This window comes from Bradyrhizobium sp. JR4.1 (assembly GCF_040548605.1).
GTDB classification, from domain to species: domain Bacteria; phylum Pseudomonadota; class Alphaproteobacteria; order Rhizobiales; family Xanthobacteraceae; genus Bradyrhizobium; species Bradyrhizobium canariense.
On sequence record NZ_JBEPRY010000022.1, the window covers coordinates 45,401 to 63,281 of the forward strand.

The following is a 17,881-nucleotide window of genomic DNA, read 5'->3' on the forward strand; positions in this document are numbered from 1 at the left end:
GCCGCCCTGGCCATGGTGGGTGGCATGTCCAACGCCTACGTCATCTCGCTTCTGACGATCGTCCTGTTGTTCACCTTCCTGGGACAATCGTGGAACCTGATGCTCGGGATCGGCGGGCAGCTATCCATCGGTCACGCGCTGTTCGTTGGAATCGGTGCGTATGCGGTGGCGATCCTGAACATCAAATACGGCGTCACCCCGTGGATCGGTCTGCTGCTGGGCGCGGTGATTGCGGGCTTCGTCGGCGCGGTGCTGGCGTGGCTGAGCTTCCGCTTCGAGGTCCGTGGCATCTATTTCGCGCTGCTCACGATCGCAGCCGCCGAATTCGCCCGGATCATGTTCGGCGGGTGGGACTATGTCGGCGGCATGCAGGGCCTGTTCTATCAGGCGCCGAGCGGCACGATGGACCTCGGGATGCTGCGCGGTGACGCGCGGTTTTACTACTTCGTCGCGCTCGCGCTTGCGGCCATCGGCGTCGCGGGAACGGAGCTGATCTCGCGGTCCTATTGGGGCTATGTCTGGCGGGCGATGCGGGACGACGACGAGGCCGCCCGCGCGCTGGGGGTGCGGACGTTTCGCCACAAGGTGCTGGTGGTCTCGATATCGGCCGCGACGGCCGCGATCGGCGGCGGCGTCCTGGGCCTGGTGCAGGGCGCGATCTTTCCGGATTCGATCATGGGCATGGCGATCTCGGTCGATGTCCTGATCGGCCCCGTGGTTGGCGGATTGGGCACTGCATTCGGCCCGCTGGTCGGCTCGATGGCCGCGATCCCGCTGCATCACGCCATGGGGGCGCTCGGCGACAGCCTGGGGCTCCCCGGACTGAACAGCGTCGCCTACGGGGCGGTGCTGATCCTGGTCGTGTGGTTTCTGCCCGACGGCATCTGGCCGGCGATCGTCCGGCTCTACGGGGCGATCCAGCTGCCGGCGCGCGGCCGGATCTCACAACTGCGGAAGGCCGAGGAATGACCGCGCTGCTCGAAGTGAAGAACTTGACCAAAGCGTTCGTTGGATTGGTTGCGGTCAATGACGTCAGCTTCTCACTGCAGGCAGGCCGCATCACCGCCCTGATCGGGCCGAACGGCGCCGGCAAGACCACCTGCTTCAATCTCGTCGCCGGGGCGCTGAGACCGACCGCCGGGCAGGTGTTGTTCGAGGGGTGTTCGCTCGAGCGCGAGCCGCCCGAAGCGGTGTGCCGCATGGGCATTGCGCGCACCTTCCAGATCGTCCGGCCGATGAAAGATATGTCGGTGCTCGAGAATGCCATGGTGGGCGCCTTCAGTTGGACGACGAACGTCAAGGAGGCGCGGGACAAGGCGTATGAGTCGCTCGAAAATGTCGGGCTCGCCGGCAAGGCGAATGCCCGGACGGATCAGTTGACGTTGCCCGATCGCAAGATGCTCGAGATGGCGAAGGCGCTCTCGACTCGCCCTAAGTTGCTGCTGCTCGACGAAGTGATGGCGGGGCTGCGTCCGACCGAAGCGGCCGGCGTCGTCGGCGTGCTGCACCGGCTCGCCGAGAGTGGACTGACGATCCTACTGGTCGAGCACGTGATGCGGATCGTGATGGAAGTGGCGTCGACCGTGGTGGTGCTTCACCACGGCGTCAAGATCGCCGAGGGCAAGCCGTCAGAGGTGGTAGCGGATCCTGCGGTGCTGGAAAGTTATCTGGGAGCCGGTTTCCATGCCTGACGACGCGCTTCTCGAAATCGACGACCTGTGCGTGGCTTATGACGGCTCCAATGCGCTGAACGGCGTGTCGCTCCGCATCGGCAAGGGTGAACTGATCTGCGTGGTCGGCGCCAACGGCGCCGGCAAGACCTCTCTGATCCGATCAATCGCGGGGATCGTGCCGTCGTCGCGCGGTTCCGTCAGGATCAACGGAGTCGAAATCTCGCGGCGACCGCCGTGGGACATCTGCGAAATGGGCATCGCTCAGGTCGCCGAGGGCCGCCAGATCTTCAGTGCGCTTTCCGTCGAGGACAATCTGCTGATCGGCGGCTCGCTGAAGCGGGCCAGGCACGACCTGGCAAATACGCTTGATTCCGTCTATCAGCTGTTCGGGCGACTTCGCGAGCGCCGCGACCAGCTCGCCGGCACGCTGTCCGGCGGCGAGCAACAGATGCTGGCGATCGGTCGGGCGATCATGTCGAAGCCAGAAATCGTGATGTTCGACGAGCCGTCGATCGGACTGTCGCCGGCGCTGACCGATGTGATGTTCGGCGTCGTCAAATCCCTTAACGAGCAGGGCATCACGGTCCTTCTCGTCGAGCAGAATGTCGCCAAGTCGCTCGCGATGAGCAGCCGCGGCTATGTGCTCGAGAACGGCTCCGTGGTGTTGCATGGATCTAGCCGCGATCTGCTCGAGAACCCCGATGTCCAGCGCGCCTATCTGGGATTGTGAGGCGCGCCGTCTCGGCGAGGCGTCGGGCGTTGCGGCTCTCGTCGCGCCGCCGTTCGGTCCACCGCTCCCCGGCTGTTGCAGCCGCCTCTCGCTTGGGTCTCATTGATGAACACTGCCACTTCTCTCCTGATCGAGCGTGATCAAGACCTGGTCACGATCACAATGAACCGGCCGCCGGCCAATGCGCTGAATGCGCAACTCATCGTCGAGTTGCTGGAGGCGATCCGGCGCCTTGCCGACGACGAGAATCCGCCCGGCATCGTGCTCACCGGAAGCGGCGACCGCTTCTTCAGCGCAGGCGGCGACATCAAGGAAGTCGTCGGGATCGACGTCGCGAGGCCGCGCATCCGGTTCTTCCACGAACTCCTCGTGGCGATGGAGAACTATCCGGGCCCGATCGTCTGCGCCGTCCGCGGCTATGCGGTCGGAGGCGCCCTGGAGTTTCTGCTGCATGCGGACTATGTTGTGGCCGATGCGGTGTGCAAGATTGGATTTCCGGAAATCAACCATGGCCTGCTGCCGGTGACCAAAGGCATGCGCCGGGCCGTCGAGAAGCTCGGCGTGCGGGCGGCGCAAGAGCTGCTCTACTGGGGCGAGCTCGTCGGCGCGGAGCGCGCCGTGGCGATCGGCGCCGTGAATGAGATCGTCCCGACCGAGGAGGTCGCGTCCCGTGCGCGAGACGTGTGCGGCGTGTTGCGGCAGAAAGACCGCAAGCTGTTCCATGCCATCAAGCGATCGCTCAACCTCACCGCGCAAATGAGCGATCAGGCGCTCGAAAAAATGACCGTGGCCGACCTCGATGCCTATGTCACAGCCGAGAGCTCAACCAACGCGCGTGCGAGATTTTTGTCGAAGAACAGTAAGGGCTGAGCCGATGACGCGCGGATATCCCGATCAGATCTATCTGGAGCAGATGAGCCACGAGGAAGTCGCCGCGGCGCTGGCCGATGGGTGCACGACGGTAGTGATCCCGCTGGGGGCCGTCGAGCAGCATGGGCCGCATTTGTCTTTGGGCATGGATGCGGATCATGCCGATGCTCTGGCCGAGCGGATCGCGCGCAGCCGCGGCAACACGCTGGTGGCGCCGACCATCACGGTCGGCTGCTCGTCTCACCATCTGCCATTCGCGGGTACGATCTCGCTACGGCCGGAGACGCTGGAAGCGATTTGTGTCGATTATTGCACAAGCCTGGCGCGGCACGGCTTCAAGCGTATCCTGATTCACTCGGGTCACATTGGCAATTTTCCGGTCCTGAAGGACATGCTCGGTCGCTTGCGCGAGGCCGTCCCCTCGGATGTCGAGATCCTGGCGTTCTTCGACTCGACGAAATGGATCGACACGTGGCGCGATGCGGTGCGCGAAGCCGGAGGAGACGTGTCGGCCGTCGGCGGGCACGCCGACATCGCCGAGACGTCGCTGATGATGGTCATTAGGCCCGACAGCGTCAGACCGGACCGCTTCGAGGTGGGCCATCTTGGCGGCTTGTCGGAGGCTGATCTCGAGCTGATGTGGAAGAACGGCATCCGATCGGTTTCGCAGAACGGCGTGATCGGAAGTCCGATCGGCTCGAGCTACGCCATCGGCGAAGCGTGCCTCGCGGCGGTCGCCGAGTTGCTGATCAAGACCTTCGATAGCGAGGCCGGAGCCGCTAGCGCCCGCCGTTGACGGTCAGCCCGTCCGCTGCGTGGCGAAGCTTCCCGGGGCGTCTGCCATGTTGCGAATGCTGACAGCATAAAATTCGGAAAGCGTTACTACGCAACGCGGCTTTCGGGCGAAAATATCGCCACGCCTATGAAACCCTGTGCCATCTCGCAAGCTAAAAGGATTGAGACATGGCACTTACGTTTGGGTTCTGGTCTGAACAGGAAACCCAGGTCGGCCACAGTTACTCGCGCAGGCTTCACGAACTGGTCGACGAAGTCCGTCTGGCCGAGAAGGTCGGCTTCGACTGCGTCGCGCTCTCCGAGCAGCACGTGGCACTGGGCGGGATCTCGAGCTCGGCGCCCGAAGTGGTGTTCGGCTATCTGGCCGCGGTGACGTCGCGCGTCAAGCTGCGCGCGGCGGTGACGCTGATGCCGCAGCGCATCAATCACGCCTTGCGTTCGGCCGAGCGGCTTGCCGTGACCGACATCCTGTCCAACGGCCGCATGGAATTCTACGGCGGCCGCGCCAACACCACCATCGCGATGCGGGCGTTCAACGTCGATCCGAATGAAACGCTGGCGCAGATGGAAGAAGGACTGGCGCTGCTGAAAACGGCGATGCGCCAGGACATTTTCACGTTTGACGGCAAGTACTACCAGATCCCTCCGCGCCAGCTGGTTCCGAAGCCGCTGCAGAAGCCGCATCCGGTGATCGGGATCGCGGCGACCAGCGAGCGCAGTCATCTCTGGGCGGCCTCGCAGGGCTTCGCCGTGATGAGCAGCAACATCTATCAGGGCTGGGAAGCTCAGCAGAAGCTGATCGACGCCTATCAAAAGAACTGGAAGTGCGACGCGGAGGGACCGCTGCCGCGTCCGCGTATCGGCATTCCGCTGTTCATCGGCATCGGGAAAACGGACGAGCAGGCCAAGGCAGATTATGCCGGCCCGCTAATGCACTATGCCAAGATCTCGACCGATGCCTATCCGCGTCTCGCGGCGATTGCCGACGACTACAAATACATGGGGGAGAGCGTGCCGTCGATGGAGCGCGCCGCCAACGACTGGGACTATCTGGTCAACGAGTCGGCCACGACGGTGTGCGGCAGCCCCGATACGGTCATTCGTCAGATCGAGAAGTTCGAGGCCATGGGTATCGACGAGGTGCTGCTGCACATGGACTCTGTCCCGCACGAAAAGATCATGGAGGCGATCGACATGGTCGGTCGCTACGTCATCCCGCATTTCAACGACGGGAACAATGTCGTGCGGCCGACCGAGGAGATCCTCGGGCAGATCCGGCTGATGCGGACCCAGAAGCAGTAATCGAACGGTGAAATCAATGTCGCAATACGGCTACAAGTACCTGATCGTCGAGCAGCGCGCCACTGGCGTCGCGATCGTCACGATGAACCGCCCGGAGATCCTCAACGCGATCAACTGGGAGATGCACGAGGAGCTCGAAGACGTCTTCGTCAAGCTGGATCACGACAGTTCTGTCAACGCGATCGTTCTCACCGGTGCGGGCCGCGGATTTTGCTCTGGTGGCGATCAGAAGTCGCTGGATAAGGGAACGCTGCCGTCCCCGACGCGCAGCGGTCGCCACCTCATCCGCAACATGTTGGAAGTCGAAGTGCCGATCGTCGCGGCCGTCAACGGTGTCGCGGTCGGCCTGGGTGCCACGCTCGCGCTGTTCTGCGACGTGATCTATGCGAGCTCGACAGCCCGTTTCGCCGACACGCACGTCAATGCCGGCGTCGTCGCGGGCGATGGCGGCGCGGTGATCTGGCCGCTGCTGATGGGGCCGGTACGCGCGAAGCACTATCTGATGACCGGCGAATTCATCTCCGCCGAGAAAGCGGCTGCTATCGGCATGATCAACGAGGTGGTCGCAGACGGCAACGTTCTCGATGCCGCGATCGAATACGCCGAACTGCTGGCAAGCGGGCCGAAGGAATCGATCGTGTGGACCAAGTACAGCGTCAACAAGATCATCAAGCAGTACGCCCACCTGCTGCTCGACACCTCTGCGGCGCTGGAGATGTTGACGTTCAAGTCGCCCGAGCGGGCCGAGGCGGTTGCCGCATTCGCAGCCAAGCGCAAGCGTTTCGCGGAGCGCTGAGATGAACGTCGCTGAGATGACATCCGGCGCCCAGTTGGCGGATACGACCGTCGTGCAGCTTTTGGCCGCGCGACTCGCGGAGCGGCCCGACAAGATCGCCTTGCAACAAAAGCGTCACGGCGCCTGGACCGCCATGACGTGGGGCGCCTATGCGCAGCGTGTCGTGAACCTGGCCAGCGCGCTGCGGCGTGCTGGTCTCGAGCGCGGCGATCGGGTCGCGATCATGGGCGATTCGTCCGAGGAATGGCTGATCGCGGACATGGCCACGATGTGCGCCGGCGGCGTCATGGTGGGCGTGTACTTCACCTCGTCACCCGAAGAAGTGGCTTACTGCTTCACGGATTCAGGCGCGAAGTTCGCGTTCGTCGGCGGGGAGCCGCAGCTTCGCATCGTGCTCGCCTCCGGTCGGGCCGAGCAGCTCCGCGGCATCATCGTGCTCGACCTGGATTGGACCGGCGAGGCCTCGGCGTCGATCAAGTCGCTGGCCGACTTTGTTGGAGCACTCGATGTCGATGCGCATGACTATCTGCAGAAGGAGAGCGCGACAGCAAAGGCGTCCGATGTCGTCAGCATCGGCTATACGTCCGGGACGACCGGAAACCCCAAAGGCGCCATGCTGACGCACCTTTCCATTCTCGCCGGCGTTCATTGCATCACCCTGTTCGGCCCCAGCATGCGCGAAGAGGAGCACCGGGTGGTCGTGCATTTGCCGATGTCGCACACCGTGGCGCGCGGGCAGGCGACCACGTTGCCGCTGATCGCCGACGCAGTTCCATATTTCGGCGAGACGACCGCGGATTTCGCCCAGACGATCAAAGAGGTGAAGCCGACCTACTATATGGCGCCGCCGCGGTTCTACCAGCGCTTTGCGACACAGATCCTCAGCAAGGTGCATCCCGCCGGGGAAGCAGGAGATCAGAACTACACGCTCGCCATGACGATCGCGCGCAGGGCGCTCGAAGACCGTCAGCGCGGCCACGAGGATGCCTTCGTCTCGAAACTGTTCGCGGCCTGCCGCGAGCAAGTGTTCCTACCGCTGCTCGCGGAGGTCGGTTTCGACGAGCTGAAGGTCGCGTTCACCTCGTCGGCGGCGATGCCGTCCGAGCTGATGTCGCTGTGGCAGTTGTGGGGCTTGCAGCTCAAGGAGTGCTACGGCCAGACCGAACTGGTCGGTGCCAATCTGGTGCAGATGGCGGAGTGGCCGAAGGCCGGCAACGTCGGGGTCCCTCTGCCGGATCCGGCCTGGGAAACCGCCGTGCTCCAGGACGGCGAGATGATCGTCCGTGGACCGGGATTGTTCGCGGGCTATTGGAACAAGCCGGACGAGACGAAAGCGGCGCTTCGCGACGGCTGGCTCTACACCGGCGACATCGTCGAAGTGTCGCCGGAAGGAACCTTCAAGCTTGTCGACCGGAAGAAGGAGATCATCAACACGTCGAACGGCAAATCGATCAGCCCGACTCAGATCGAAAACGAGCTGAGGCACAGCCCGTTCATCTCCGAGGCGGCTGTGATCGGCGAGGGGCGAAAATATCTCACCGCCCTGATCGAAGTGGATGCCACCGCCACAATGGACTGGGCGAAGTCGCGCGACGACAAGATCGCGAGTTACGCGGACCTGGCAGGCTCCGAGATCGTCAACCGGCTGATCGAGGCGGAGATCGGCAAGGCCAACGGAAGGCTGGCGCGAGCCGAGCAGATCAAGGCGTTCCGCATTCTGCCGGAGGAGCTGTCGCTCGAGAACGGCGTGATGACGCCGACGCGGAAGAAGCGTCGCAAGCAGATCAACGAGCGCTATCAGTCGCTGATCGCGTCGCTCTACGACGAATCCGAGGAGAAATTGATCAAGGCGGAGATGGGCCTTTGACGTCGGCGGTCGCTCCTCAAACGTACGAAACCACTAGTCGAGAAAGATTTCACCCCTTAGCAACAGGACATTGAGATGACCAAGCGAAGCGGAATCACGCGGCGGACGATTGTAGGAAGCGGATTGGGAATTGCGGCAGGCCTGGTATCTAGGCCATCGTTTGCGGCGAACACGAAGGTGAAGGTGGGAGCGATCATGCCCAGCAGCGGCGTGCTGGCGTTTCCCGGTCAAGCCTGCGTGCGCGGCATCGATCTCGGCGTCAAATTCGCGCGTGAGAAGTTCGGGCTCGACATCGAGATCGTTCACGCCGATACGCAAAGCCGTCCGGAGAACGGTCGGATTGCCGCCGAGAGCCTGATCCGGCAGGGCTGCACCGTGCTGATCGGCGCGTGGGATTCCGGCGCCACCATTTCGGCGTTGCAGGCCTGCGAGGCCGCCAAGGTGCCCATGGTGGTCCACATCGCGAGCGCTACCCAGGTGACTTCGCAGGGCTTCACCCAGGTGTTCCGCTATTATCCCACGTCGCTGACCATCGTGCGGCAATCGCTGACCGAGCTGAAGTCCGTGCTCGGCACGCTGAAGGATCCGCCGAGCAGCGCGGTCGTTCTCCATCTCAACAACACGATGGGGCAGTCGACGGCGGCCAGCATCGATCAGGCGTGGAAGGAAGTGGATGTTCCGCTCAAGATCGCGCAGTACATTGCCTATGACGAGAAAGCGAAGGATCTGTCGGTAGAGGTCGCCAAGGCGAAAGCGTCGGGTGCCGATGCTTTGATCTCGGTCACGCGCGTCAACGACGCGATCATGATCGCGCGCGAATGCATCAAGCAGGGCTGGGACCCAAAGATGGTGTTTTCGCCCAACTCCAACGGCGTGTCGGACAAGGCGTATCACGACGCGCTCGGAAAGTATGGTGACGGTCCGATTCTGTCGGCGTTGTGGCTCAATCCCAAGGGCGCCGAGACCGACAAGATCGTGAAGATGTTCGCGGCCGACTACCCGAATGACTGGTTCGATGCCAATGCGGGCTGCGCGTTCGAGGCGGTGCAGATCGTCGCAGACGCCGTGACGCGGGCGGCGTCGCCGGAGTCGGCGGCGATTCACGGCGCGCTCAAGAAGACCGACATGAAGCCGATCCTGATGTACGGCGACAACACCAAGTTCGACGAGACCGGCCAGAACATCCACTGTTCGATGGTGATGCTGCAGGGTTTGAAAGGCAGGCCGCGGGTGGTGGCTCCAAAGGCCATTGCGGAAGTGTCGCTCGAGTATCCGCTTGCGCCTTACAGCAAACGTTGACGTCGTTACGGGCGGCCCCACGAAAGCGTCGTGGGGTCGCGGTCGTCAAAGGCTCAGGCAGGGACGTGCGAACTAGGGCAAACCGTCCGAATTGATCAGGCGCGACCGCTCGGCAAGGAAGCGGCGGGGGCTCTTTCCCATCGTCTTCTTGAACATCGTGATGAATGCGCTGGGCGTTTCGTAGCCCAGTTCGAGCGACACAGCCTGGACCGAAGTGCCCGCCGTGAGGCGTTGCATGGCGATCAGAATGTGGAGACGCTGGCGCCAGCGCCCGAAGGTCATCCCTGTTTCCTTGGCGATGAAGCGTGCGAACGTACTCTCGCTCATCGCGTAGCGCGAGGCGACTTCGTCCATCGTGCTGCGGTCGCCCGGATTATTCAACAAGGAGGTCGCGAGGTGTTGAAGACGGGCGTCGGGGGAGATCGGCAGATACATTTCATCCGTTGTCGACATCTGCACGAGTTCGTCGAGCAAAACGCGGCCGAGACGGCTGGTTGGTCCTTCCAGCGGATAGAGCGGTGGGAACACCGAGAGACGGTGGATCAATTCGCGCACCAGCGACGTGATCATCAGCGTGCAGCAGGTCCGCGGCAGCATGCTGACCTGCGGATCGATGAACACGGTGTAGAGTTTGCCGAAATCGGCCACGCAATTGCTGTGCTGCACGCCGGCCGGGATCCATACCGCGCCTTGCGGAGGCACGATCCACAAGCCGCCAGGCGCCCGGCACATCACCGAGCCATGAGATGCGACGACCAATTGGCCTTTGCGGTGTGAGTGCAGCGGCAGATCGTCGTTGTCTTTGCTGGTTTCGAGACAGAATGAAGTGACGGGACGATCGAACTGATCCGGATCGACAGGATCATAGTTGATCCGAAGATCGGGCAGATCCATTCGCGCAAATTCGCGATCGAACTCGGTCTCGGGCGGCATTTCAATCCTGCCAATTCGTCAAGTCGGTCAAGCTTTGATGCAGATCCTGCTGCTAGCCGAGGTTAGCTGTTTTGAAAGGTCAGGTCACTAGTCGCGGCGAGCCGTCGAGTTCGCTGATCTGCGACAAGATGCCCGCTACTGCGGCGTGAGCGCTGAGCGATGCGGCATGCTGCGCCGTGACCAAGCGGGAGCACCTGTCAGGCGGCCGACGGCTCGATCACTCGCCCGATTAAACCAACAGCAGAGAATGCTGCAATGCGAGCCTCGGCGTCCCGCCGGAGCCGGGCAATCTGTCGGAACGCGGCCGTATTCAGCAGCACGTGCCATAGCACCCGATGCTACCAAGTGCGGGCTTTCGAGGAGCCCGACGCATGACTGCACACATCGATCCGCCACGCAAGGCCGTCAACGCCGATCAGGATGCGGTCGAAACCGCCGATTGGCTCGCCTCGCTTGGATCGCTCCACCACAGCGCCGGTGCCGAGCGCGTGCGATACATCCTGGCTGCGCTCGATCGGCGCGCGAAGGAGCTCGGCGTTCTGCTGGACTCTCCGCCGTTCTCGCCCTATCGAAATTCGATTCCGCTTGAGCAGCAGAAGCCCTACCCCGGCGACATCGCGATCGAGACCCGTCTGACGGCAATCATTCGCTGGAACGCGCTCGCGATGGTGGTCCGTGCCAACAAGGCCTATGGGGAACTCGGCGGGCACGTCGCCAGCTACGCCTCGGCGGCAGAGATCTTCGAAGTCGGTTTCAATCATTTCTTTCGCGCGTCAAGCTCCGAGTCGGAGGGGGACTTGGTGTATTTCCAGCCGCATTCGTCTCCTGGAGTCTATGCACGAGCGTATCTCGAAGGCCGATTGTCGGACGAAAATTTGAAGCTGTATCGCCAGGAACTGAGTGGCCCCGGTCTGTCGTCCTATCCGCATCCCTGGCTGATGCCAGAGTTCTGGCAGGTGCCGTCGGCGTCGATGGGCCTCGGCCCGATCAGCGCGATCTACCAGGCGCGGTTCATGAAGTATCTGCAGCATCGCGGCCTGGTGCAGACGGCTGGTCGTCACGTCTGGGGTGTGTTCGGCGACGGCGAGATGGACGAGCCGGAATCGATCGCCGGGCTCGCCCTGGCGGCACGGGAAAATCTCGACAACCTCACCTTCGTCGTCAATTGCAACCTGCAGCGCCTGGATGGGCCGGTCCGCGGCAACGGGCAGGTGATTCAGGAACTCGAATCACTTTTCCAGGGCGCCGGCTGGAACGTCATCAAGGTGCTGTGGGGATCGGACTGGGACGATATCTTCGCGCGCGATATCAAGCATGCGCTGCTGCGCAAATTCGCCGACACCGTCGATGGCAAATATCAGACGCTCGGCGCCAAGGATGGGGCCTACAACCTCGCCAACTTCTTCAGCGAGGATCCCGAGGTCCGGGCGCTAGTTGCGCACATGTCGGACGCGGATATCGACGGCCTGAAGCGCGGTGGCCACGACTTCAAAAAGCTGTTCGCGGCCTTTGCCGCCGCGAAGGACATTAAGGGTTGGCCGACCGTCATTCTGGCGAAGACCAAGAAGGGCTACGGCATGGGCGGCGCCGGCGAGTCGCGCATGACGTCGCACCAGGCCAAGAAGCTCGACGTCGACGCGCTGTATGCGTTCCGCGACCGGTTCGCCCTGCCGCTCAGCAACAAACAAGTCGAGGATCTGGAATTCTTCAGGCCTGCGGAAGACAGCGCGGAAATTCAGTACCTACGCGCCCGTCGCGCGGCACTCGGTGGGTACATGCCGGCGCGGCGACGCGCTTCGGCGGCGCTGCCGGTGCCGCCGCTGCAAACCTACGCGGAGTTCGCGCTGCGCGGCGACGGCAAGGAGACGTCGACCACGATGGCGATCGTGCGGCTGTTCACCAATTTGCTGAAGGACAAAACGCTCGGCCCGCGCATCGTTCCGATCGTCGCCGACGAAGCCCGCACTTTCGGAATGGCGAACCTGTTCAGACAGGTCGGCATCTACTCGCCGGCGGGACAGCTCTACGAGCCGGAAGATGCCGGTTCGATGCTGTACTACAAGGAAGCGATCGACGGTCAATTGCTGGAGGAGGGGATCACCGAGGCGGGGGCGATTTCGTCATGGACCGCGGCGGCGACCTCCTACAGCATCCATAACTTCCCGTTGCTGCCGTTCTATATCTACTATTCGATGTTCGGCTTTCAGCGGGTCGGCGATCTGATCTGGGCGGCGGCGGACCAGCGCGCGCGTGGCTTTTTGATCGGGGCGACGGCCGGCCGGACGACGCTCGGCGGCGAAGGCTTGCAGCATCAGGACGGGTCCAGCCATCTGATGGCGGCGACCGTTCCGAACTGCCGGGCCTACGATCCGGCATTCTCCTACGAGGTGGCCGTCATCGTGGATCACGGGATGCGGTCGATGCTCGAGCAGGGCAACGACGAGTTCTATTACCTCACGGCGATGAACGAGAACTATGCGCAGCCCTCGATGCCCGACGATGCACGCGACGGCATCATCAAGGGTCTCTATCGGGTTCTGCCGAGCGCTGACGGGCCGGCGAAGATCAGGCTGGTCGGCTCGGGCGCCATTCTCCCGGAGGCGCTCGCCGCCGCAGCGATGCTGCAAAGCGAATGGAAAGTGGCCTGTGAAGTCTGGTCGGCAACGAGCTTTTCCGAGCTGGCGCGGGAGGCGCGCGATGTGGAGCGAACTAATCGGCTCTCGCCGCTGTCGACCCCGGTCGAGAGCCACGTCGTACAATGCCTCGGCGGCAAGGTGCCGATCGTCGCGGCATCGGATTATGTCCGGGCGTATCCGCAACTGATCGGTTCTTACATCGAGGCGCCCTATACGGTGCTGGGCACCGACGGCTTCGGGCGCAGCGATACACGCGCCGCGCTGAGATCGTTCTTCGAGGTCGATCGCAAGCAGATCGTCGTTGCGGCGCTGTCGGCACTGGCAAAATTGGGTCAAGTGGCGCGTGAGCAGGTCGCCGAAGCCATCGCCAGCTACGAATTGCCGACCGGCGTTGCATCGCCTTGGTCGCGCTGAGAGAGGGCGAAGCGCGCATGTCTCGTTCAATTGAAGTCGTTCTGCCAGATATTGGGGACTACAAGGATGTCCCGGTAGTCGAAATCAATGTGTCGGTCGGCGACGAGGTCACGATCGACATGCCGTTGCTGTCGATCGAGTCCGACAAGGCGACGATGGAGGTGCCATCCCCAGCCGCAGGCACGGTGGCCAAACTGATGATCGACGTCGGGGTGCGGGTTTCTCAAGGTTCGGTTCTGATGGTCCTCGAAGGTCGCGGCGAATCCACCGCGCCTCCGCCGGCGACTGCGTCGGCACCGCTGGTGGAGCAACGGATCTCGCAGCAGGAGGCGCTGTCACGGCCGGCGCCCGCGGCTCCAGTCGATGACTCGCGAGCACGTGCACAGCAGCCGCAGCCTAGCGGGGCGGCGCATGCATCGCCGTCGGTCCGCACTTTGGCGCGTGAGCTCGGCGTGACGCTGGACTCTGTCGTGCCCACAGGCCCCAAGGGCCGGATTTTGCGCGAGGATGTGGCGGCCTTCGTCAACGGACTGGGGCGATCGAGACCGGCGATGGCGCCTGAGCCCGGCGCCCCGGTCGATTGGCCCAAGGTGGATTTCGAGAGGTACGGCGCGGTCGAGCGCCTGCCGCTGACACGGATCCAGAAGCTGACCGGTACGAACCTCTCGCGCAACTGGAGCGTCATTCCCCATGTAACGAATATCGACAGAGCGGATGTGACCGACGCCGAAGCCTTTCGTCAGCTCGCCAATGCCGAGGCCGCGAAGGACACGGCGAAGCTCACCATGGTGTCGCTGCTGATCAAGGCCGCGGCCTTGGCGCTGCAGAAATACCCGCGCTTCAATTCGTCGCTCGATGGCGATGAGTTGATCCTCAAGCACTACGTCCACATCGGCGTCGCTGTCGACACGCCGAGAGGTCTGGTCGTGCCGGTGATCCGGGACTGCGATAAGAAGGGCCTTCGGCAGATTGCCGCGGAGATGCGCTCGCTCGCCGACAAGGCGCACGCGGGGCAGCTCGCGTCGGGCGACATGCAGGGCGGCTGTTTCTCGGTGTCGTCTCTCGGCGGCATCGGCGGTCAGGGATTTACGCCCATTATCAACGCGCCCGAGGTGGCGATCCTCGGCGCCGGGCGGGCCGCCACCGAGGCGGTCTGGAACGGCCGCGAGTTTGAACCGCGCCTCATCCTTCCGATGAGTCTGTCGTGGGATCACCGGGTCGTCGACGGCGTGGCTGGGGCCCGGTTCCTGGGCTTCGTCGCGTCGGTGCTCTCCGATCTGCGGCGCTTCGCATTGTGAGGACGCAGATGCGGACAGAGGAAATCCGGGTCCCCGACATCGGGGATTTCCGAGACGTCGAAGTCGTCGAGGTCCACGTCAGGGCGGGCGACGTCGTCGTGCGGGAACAGGCGTTGATCACAGTGGAATCCGACAAGGCCACGCTGGAGATTCCGTCGCCGATCGCAGGGGTGATCACGAGCATGTCGCTGCGTGTTGGAGACAAGGTGTCTCAAGGCTCCATGATTGGCACGGCGTCGGCGTCGGACGAAGCGGGCGCGCAAGGCCAGACGATCTCGGCGGATCAGGATGTTGGCCAGCGCGCAACAGATTATACGCGCTACGATCTTGTCGTGATCGGAGGCGGGCCGGGCGGCTATTCAGCAGCGTTTCGGGCCGCAGACCTTGGACTGAACACCGCGATCGTCGAACGATACGGCACCTTGGGCGGAGTTTGCCTGAACGTTGGATGTATCCCGTCGAAGGCGCTGCTTCATGTTGCGGCCGTCAAGGAGGAAGCCGAACGGATCGCGGACAAGGGCATTCGCTTCGCCGCGCCGCAGATCGATCTGCAGGAGCTGCGCGCCTTCAAGCACGGCACCGTCAAGAAGCTGACGGATGGGCTGAGCCAGATGGCGGCAGCGCGCCGCGTCACGGTGATCCGCGGCATCGCGAAATTCGCCTCCGCCATGCGGCTCGAGATTGTCGGTGAGGGGGCAGGCTCGCAGCAAATTGAATTTGGTCAATGCATCATCGCCACGGGCTCGCGCGCGGTGCAGCTGGCGGTGCTTCCCAAGGACGAGCGGGTGGTGACCTCGACCGGCGCGCTCGCGCTGCGAAGCATTCCGGGCCGCATGCTCGTGATCGGAGCGGGGATCATCGGGCTGGAGATGGCGACCGTCTACAGCTCGCTCGGCGCCAAGATCAATCTTGTCGAAAGGCTTCCCGATATCCTGGCGGGCGTGGATGCCGACGCGGTGAAGATCTGGCGTTCGCGCAACGCGCATCGCTTCGAGCATATCGACGTCGCAAGCAGCGTATCAACCGCCGAAATCACGCCGGACGGCGTGAGGGTCGGTACCACAGGCGCATCGGTACGGACACGATCGTACGATTTGGTGTTGCAATCGGCCGGCCGTGTTCCCAACAGTAGCGAGCTCGGCCTCGAACGGATCGACGTTGCCATCGATTCGAACGGCTTCATTCAGGTCGACGAGCAGATGAGAACGACGGCGCGCAACGTCTTCGCCATCGGCGACGTCGTCGGCGGTTCGATGCTGGCGCACAAGGCCGTTCACGAGGGGCACGTCGCCGCGGAAGTAGCTGCCGGGAAGCCGGCGGCCTTTACCGCGAAGATCGTCCCCAATGTCGCCTACACCGATCCTGAGATCGCCTGGGTCGGCAAGTCCGAGCGTGATGTCGCCGAATCCGGACGGAAGATCCGTTCGGCAAAATTCCCATGGGCCGCGTCCGGCCGGGCCATCGCGTCGGGCGCGTCCTATGGCATGACGAAGCTGCTGTTCGACGCCGAAACCGGTCGCATCGTCGGGGGCGTGATCGTCGGACCGCATGCCGGCGATATGATCGGGGAAATCTGTCTCGCTATCGAAATGGGGGCTGACGCGATCGATATCGGAAAGACCATTCACCCGCATCCGACCCTCGGCGAGACGATCGGCATGGCTGCCGAAGTCCATGAGGGCATTTGCACCGACCTGCCTCCAATCGCCAGAAAGCGGTAGATCAGTTGGCCCAATCGATGTCCGTTATCGAGGCCCTTGAACAACGTCGCGCCGGCGCCAAGCTCGGCGGCGGCGAGAAGCGCATCGACGCGCAGCATGCGCGCGGCCGCCTCACCGCGCGGGAGCGGATCGATCTACTGCTCGACAAGCATTCGTTCGAGGAGATGGACATGTTCGTCCAGCACCGCTCGACCGAATTCGGGATGGAGAAGACCAAGATTCCGGGAGACGGCGTGGTCACCGGCTGGGGCACCGTCAACGGCCGCAAAACCTTTGTCTTCGCCAAAGACTTCACGGTGTTCGGCGGTTCGCTGTCGGAGACCCACGCTCTGAAAATTACAAAATTGCAGGACATGGCGATGAAGGCGCGCGCGCCCATCATCGGCCTCTACGACGCGGGCGGCGCCCGCATCCAGGAGGGCGTCGCCGCGCTCGCCGGCTATTCCTACGTGTTTCGCCGCAACGTGCTCGCCTCGGGCGTGATCCCGCAGATCTCCGTCATCATGGGCCCCTGCGCCGGCGGCGACGTCTATTCGCCGGCGATGACCGACTTCATCTTCATGGTGAAGAACACCAGCTACATGTTCGTCACCGGCCCCGACGTGGTGAAGACGGTGACCAACGAGGTCGTCACCGCCGAAGAGCTCGGCGGCGCTTCCGTGCATGCCACGCGCTCCTCGATTGCGGACGGCGCTTTCGAGAACGACGTCGAGACGCTGTTGCAGATGCGGCGCCTGATCGACTTCCTGCCGTCCAACAATACCGACGGCGTGCCGGAATGGCCGAGTTTTGACGACATCGGCCGCGTCGACATGTCGCTCGACACGCTGATCCCCGACAATCCGAACAAGCCCTACGACATGAAGGAGCTGATCCTGAAGGTCGTGGACGAGGGTGACTTCTTCGAGATCGCGGATGCCTTCGCCAAGAACATCGTCACCGGCTTCGGTCGCATTGCGGGCCGCACCGTCGGCTTCGTCGCCAACCAGCCGATGGTGCTGGCCGGCGTGCTCGACAGCGATGCATCGCGGAAAGCGGCGCGCTTCGTTCGTTTTTGCGATGCCTTCAACATCCCGATCGTCACCTTCGTCGACGTGCCGGGCTTCCTGCCGGGCACCGCGCAGGAATATGGCGGCCTGATCAAGCACGGCGCAAAACTGCTGTTCGCCTATTCGCAGTGCACCGTGCCGCTGGTCACCATCATCACCCGCAAGGCCTATGGCGGCGCCTTCGACGTCATGGCCTCCAAGGAGATCGGAGCCGACATGAACTACGCCTGGCCGACCGCGCAGATCGCGGTGATGGGCGCCAAGGGCGCGGTCGAGATCATCTTCCGCGGCGACATCGGCGATGCCGACAAGATCGCCGCCCGCACCAAGGAATACGAAGACCGCTTCCTGTCTCCCTTCATCGCCGCCGAGCGCGGCTATATCGACGACGTCATCATGCCGCATGCAACGAGGCGCCGCATCGCACGGGCGCTGGCCATGCTGGGTGACAAGAAGATGGAAATTCCGGCCAAGAAGCACGACAACATTCCGTTGTAG

At 63.2% G+C, this 17,881-nt stretch carries 14 protein-coding genes; 13 read left to right on the forward strand and 1 reads right to left on the reverse strand.

The window, feature by feature from the left end; genetic code table 11:
* Positions 1-24: 24 nt before the first annotated feature.
* From ABIB90_RS31720 to ABIB90_RS31760, 9 genes are all read left to right on the forward strand, one after another.
* Positions 25-969, forward strand: a complete 945-nt coding sequence (locus ABIB90_RS31720) for a branched-chain amino acid ABC transporter permease (RefSeq protein WP_035995144.1) — start codon at positions 25-27, stop codon at positions 967-969.
* Entirely contained in the window at positions 966-1,691 is a 726-nt protein-coding gene (locus ABIB90_RS31725) for an ABC transporter ATP-binding protein (RefSeq protein WP_007594457.1), read from the forward strand. The genes ABIB90_RS31720 and ABIB90_RS31725 overlap by 4 nt, the downstream gene beginning before the upstream one ends.
* Positions 1,684-2,403 (forward strand): ABC transporter ATP-binding protein, encoded by a 720-nt coding sequence (locus ABIB90_RS31730; RefSeq protein WP_007594456.1) that lies wholly within the window; start codon positions 1,684-1,686, stop codon positions 2,401-2,403. The genes ABIB90_RS31725 and ABIB90_RS31730 overlap by 8 nt, the downstream gene beginning before the upstream one ends.
* Positions 2,404-2,508: 105 nt before the next feature.
* Complete coding sequence (locus ABIB90_RS31735) at positions 2,509-3,273, forward strand: enoyl-CoA hydratase/isomerase family protein (RefSeq protein WP_148754957.1); 765 nt, start codon at positions 2,509-2,511, stop codon at positions 3,271-3,273.
* A 4-nt stretch (positions 3,274-3,277) separates the two neighbouring features.
* On the forward strand, positions 3,278-4,069 hold the full coding sequence (locus ABIB90_RS31740; protein ID WP_007594454.1) for a creatininase family protein: 792 nt from the start codon (positions 3,278-3,280) through the stop codon (positions 4,067-4,069).
* Positions 4,070-4,236: 167 nt separating this feature from the next.
* On the forward strand, positions 4,237-5,370 hold the full coding sequence (locus tag ABIB90_RS31745; RefSeq protein WP_354164986.1) for an LLM class flavin-dependent oxidoreductase: 1,134 nt from the start codon (positions 4,237-4,239) through the stop codon (positions 5,368-5,370).
* Positions 5,371-5,386: 16 nt separating this feature from the next.
* The gene (locus ABIB90_RS31750) at positions 5,387-6,166 is read left to right on the forward strand and encodes an enoyl-CoA hydratase/isomerase family protein (protein WP_007594449.1); all 780 of its coding nucleotides are present in this window, start codon (positions 5,387-5,389) and stop codon (positions 6,164-6,166) included.
* Position 6,167: 1 nt separating this feature from the next.
* Complete coding sequence (locus ABIB90_RS31755; protein WP_007594447.1) at positions 6,168-8,033, forward strand: AMP-dependent synthetase/ligase; 1,866 nt, start codon at positions 6,168-6,170, stop codon at positions 8,031-8,033.
* A 75-nt stretch (positions 8,034-8,108) separates the two neighbouring features.
* Positions 8,109-9,332, forward strand: coding sequence for an ABC transporter substrate-binding protein (locus tag ABIB90_RS31760; protein WP_354164989.1), 1,224 nt, complete (start codon positions 8,109-8,111; stop codon positions 9,330-9,332).
* 72 nt (positions 9,333-9,404) lie between these two features.
* Here the strand turns inward: ABIB90_RS31760 and ABIB90_RS31765 are convergent, their stop codons facing one another.
* Positions 9,405-10,226, reverse strand: a complete 822-nt coding sequence (locus ABIB90_RS31765) for an AraC family transcriptional regulator (protein ID WP_148754990.1) — start codon at positions 10,224-10,226, stop codon at positions 9,405-9,407.
* A gap of 410 nt (positions 10,227-10,636) precedes the next feature.
* Here ABIB90_RS31765 and mdeB point away from each other — a divergent pair, with 410 nt between their 5' ends.
* Genes mdeB through ABIB90_RS31785 form a run of 4 tightly spaced genes read left to right on the forward strand, consistent with a single transcriptional unit; the run spans position 10,637 to position 17,881 of the window.
* The gene (gene mdeB / locus ABIB90_RS31770; RefSeq protein WP_354202068.1) at positions 10,637-13,315 is read left to right on the forward strand and encodes an alpha-ketoglutarate dehydrogenase; all 2,679 of its coding nucleotides are present in this window, start codon (positions 10,637-10,639) and stop codon (positions 13,313-13,315) included.
* 17 nt (positions 13,316-13,332) lie between these two features.
* Positions 13,333-14,613 carry a 2-oxo acid dehydrogenase subunit E2 gene (locus ABIB90_RS31775; protein ID WP_354164995.1) on the forward strand — a complete coding sequence of 427 codons (1,281 nt, stop codon included), beginning with the start codon at positions 13,333-13,335 and terminating at the stop codon, positions 14,611-14,613.
* Positions 14,614-14,621: 8 nt separating this feature from the next.
* Positions 14,622-16,334 (forward strand): dihydrolipoyl dehydrogenase, encoded by a 1,713-nt coding sequence (lpdA, locus tag ABIB90_RS31780; protein WP_354164998.1) that lies wholly within the window; start codon positions 14,622-14,624, stop codon positions 16,332-16,334.
* A 17-nt stretch (positions 16,335-16,351) separates the two neighbouring features.
* Positions 16,352-17,881 carry an acyl-CoA carboxylase subunit beta gene (locus ABIB90_RS31785; protein ID WP_354165001.1) on the forward strand — a complete coding sequence of 510 codons (1,530 nt, stop codon included), beginning with the start codon at positions 16,352-16,354 and terminating at the stop codon, positions 17,879-17,881.

Excerpts from the sequence above, each read along its gene's own strand:
- ABIB90_RS31755 (WP_007594447.1), top strand. The coding sequence starts at position 6,168 with ATGAACGTCGCTGAGATGACATCCGGCGCCCAGTTGGCGGATACGACC.
- ABIB90_RS31740 (WP_007594454.1), top strand. The coding sequence starts at position 3,278 with ATGACGCGCGGATATCCCGATCAGATCTATCTGGAGCAGATGAGCCAC.
- ABIB90_RS31765 (WP_148754990.1), bottom strand. The coding sequence starts at position 10,226 with ATGGATCTGCCCGATCTTCGGATCAACTATGATCCTGTCGATCCGGAT.
- ABIB90_RS31785 (WP_354165001.1), top strand. The coding sequence starts at position 16,352 with ATGTCCGTTATCGAGGCCCTTGAACAACGTCGCGCCGGCGCCAAGCTC.
- ABIB90_RS31745 (WP_354164986.1), top strand. The coding sequence starts at position 4,237 with ATGGCACTTACGTTTGGGTTCTGGTCTGAACAGGAAACCCAGGTCGGC.
- ABIB90_RS31720 (WP_035995144.1), top strand. The coding sequence starts at position 25 with ATGTCCAACGCCTACGTCATCTCGCTTCTGACGATCGTCCTGTTGTTC.
- ABIB90_RS31730 (WP_007594456.1), top strand. The coding sequence starts at position 1,684 with ATGCCTGACGACGCGCTTCTCGAAATCGACGACCTGTGCGTGGCTTAT.
- ABIB90_RS31760 (WP_354164989.1), top strand. The coding sequence starts at position 8,109 with ATGACCAAGCGAAGCGGAATCACGCGGCGGACGATTGTAGGAAGCGGA.
- ABIB90_RS31725 (WP_007594457.1), top strand. The coding sequence starts at position 966 with ATGACCGCGCTGCTCGAAGTGAAGAACTTGACCAAAGCGTTCGTTGGA.
- ABIB90_RS31775 (WP_354164995.1), top strand. The coding sequence starts at position 13,333 with ATGTCTCGTTCAATTGAAGTCGTTCTGCCAGATATTGGGGACTACAAG.
- mdeB (WP_354202068.1), top strand. The coding sequence starts at position 10,637 with ATGACTGCACACATCGATCCGCCACGCAAGGCCGTCAACGCCGATCAG.
- lpdA (WP_354164998.1), top strand. The coding sequence starts at position 14,622 with ATGCGGACAGAGGAAATCCGGGTCCCCGACATCGGGGATTTCCGAGAC.
- ABIB90_RS31735 (WP_148754957.1), top strand. The coding sequence starts at position 2,509 with ATGAACACTGCCACTTCTCTCCTGATCGAGCGTGATCAAGACCTGGTC.
- ABIB90_RS31750 (WP_007594449.1), top strand. The coding sequence starts at position 5,387 with ATGTCGCAATACGGCTACAAGTACCTGATCGTCGAGCAGCGCGCCACT.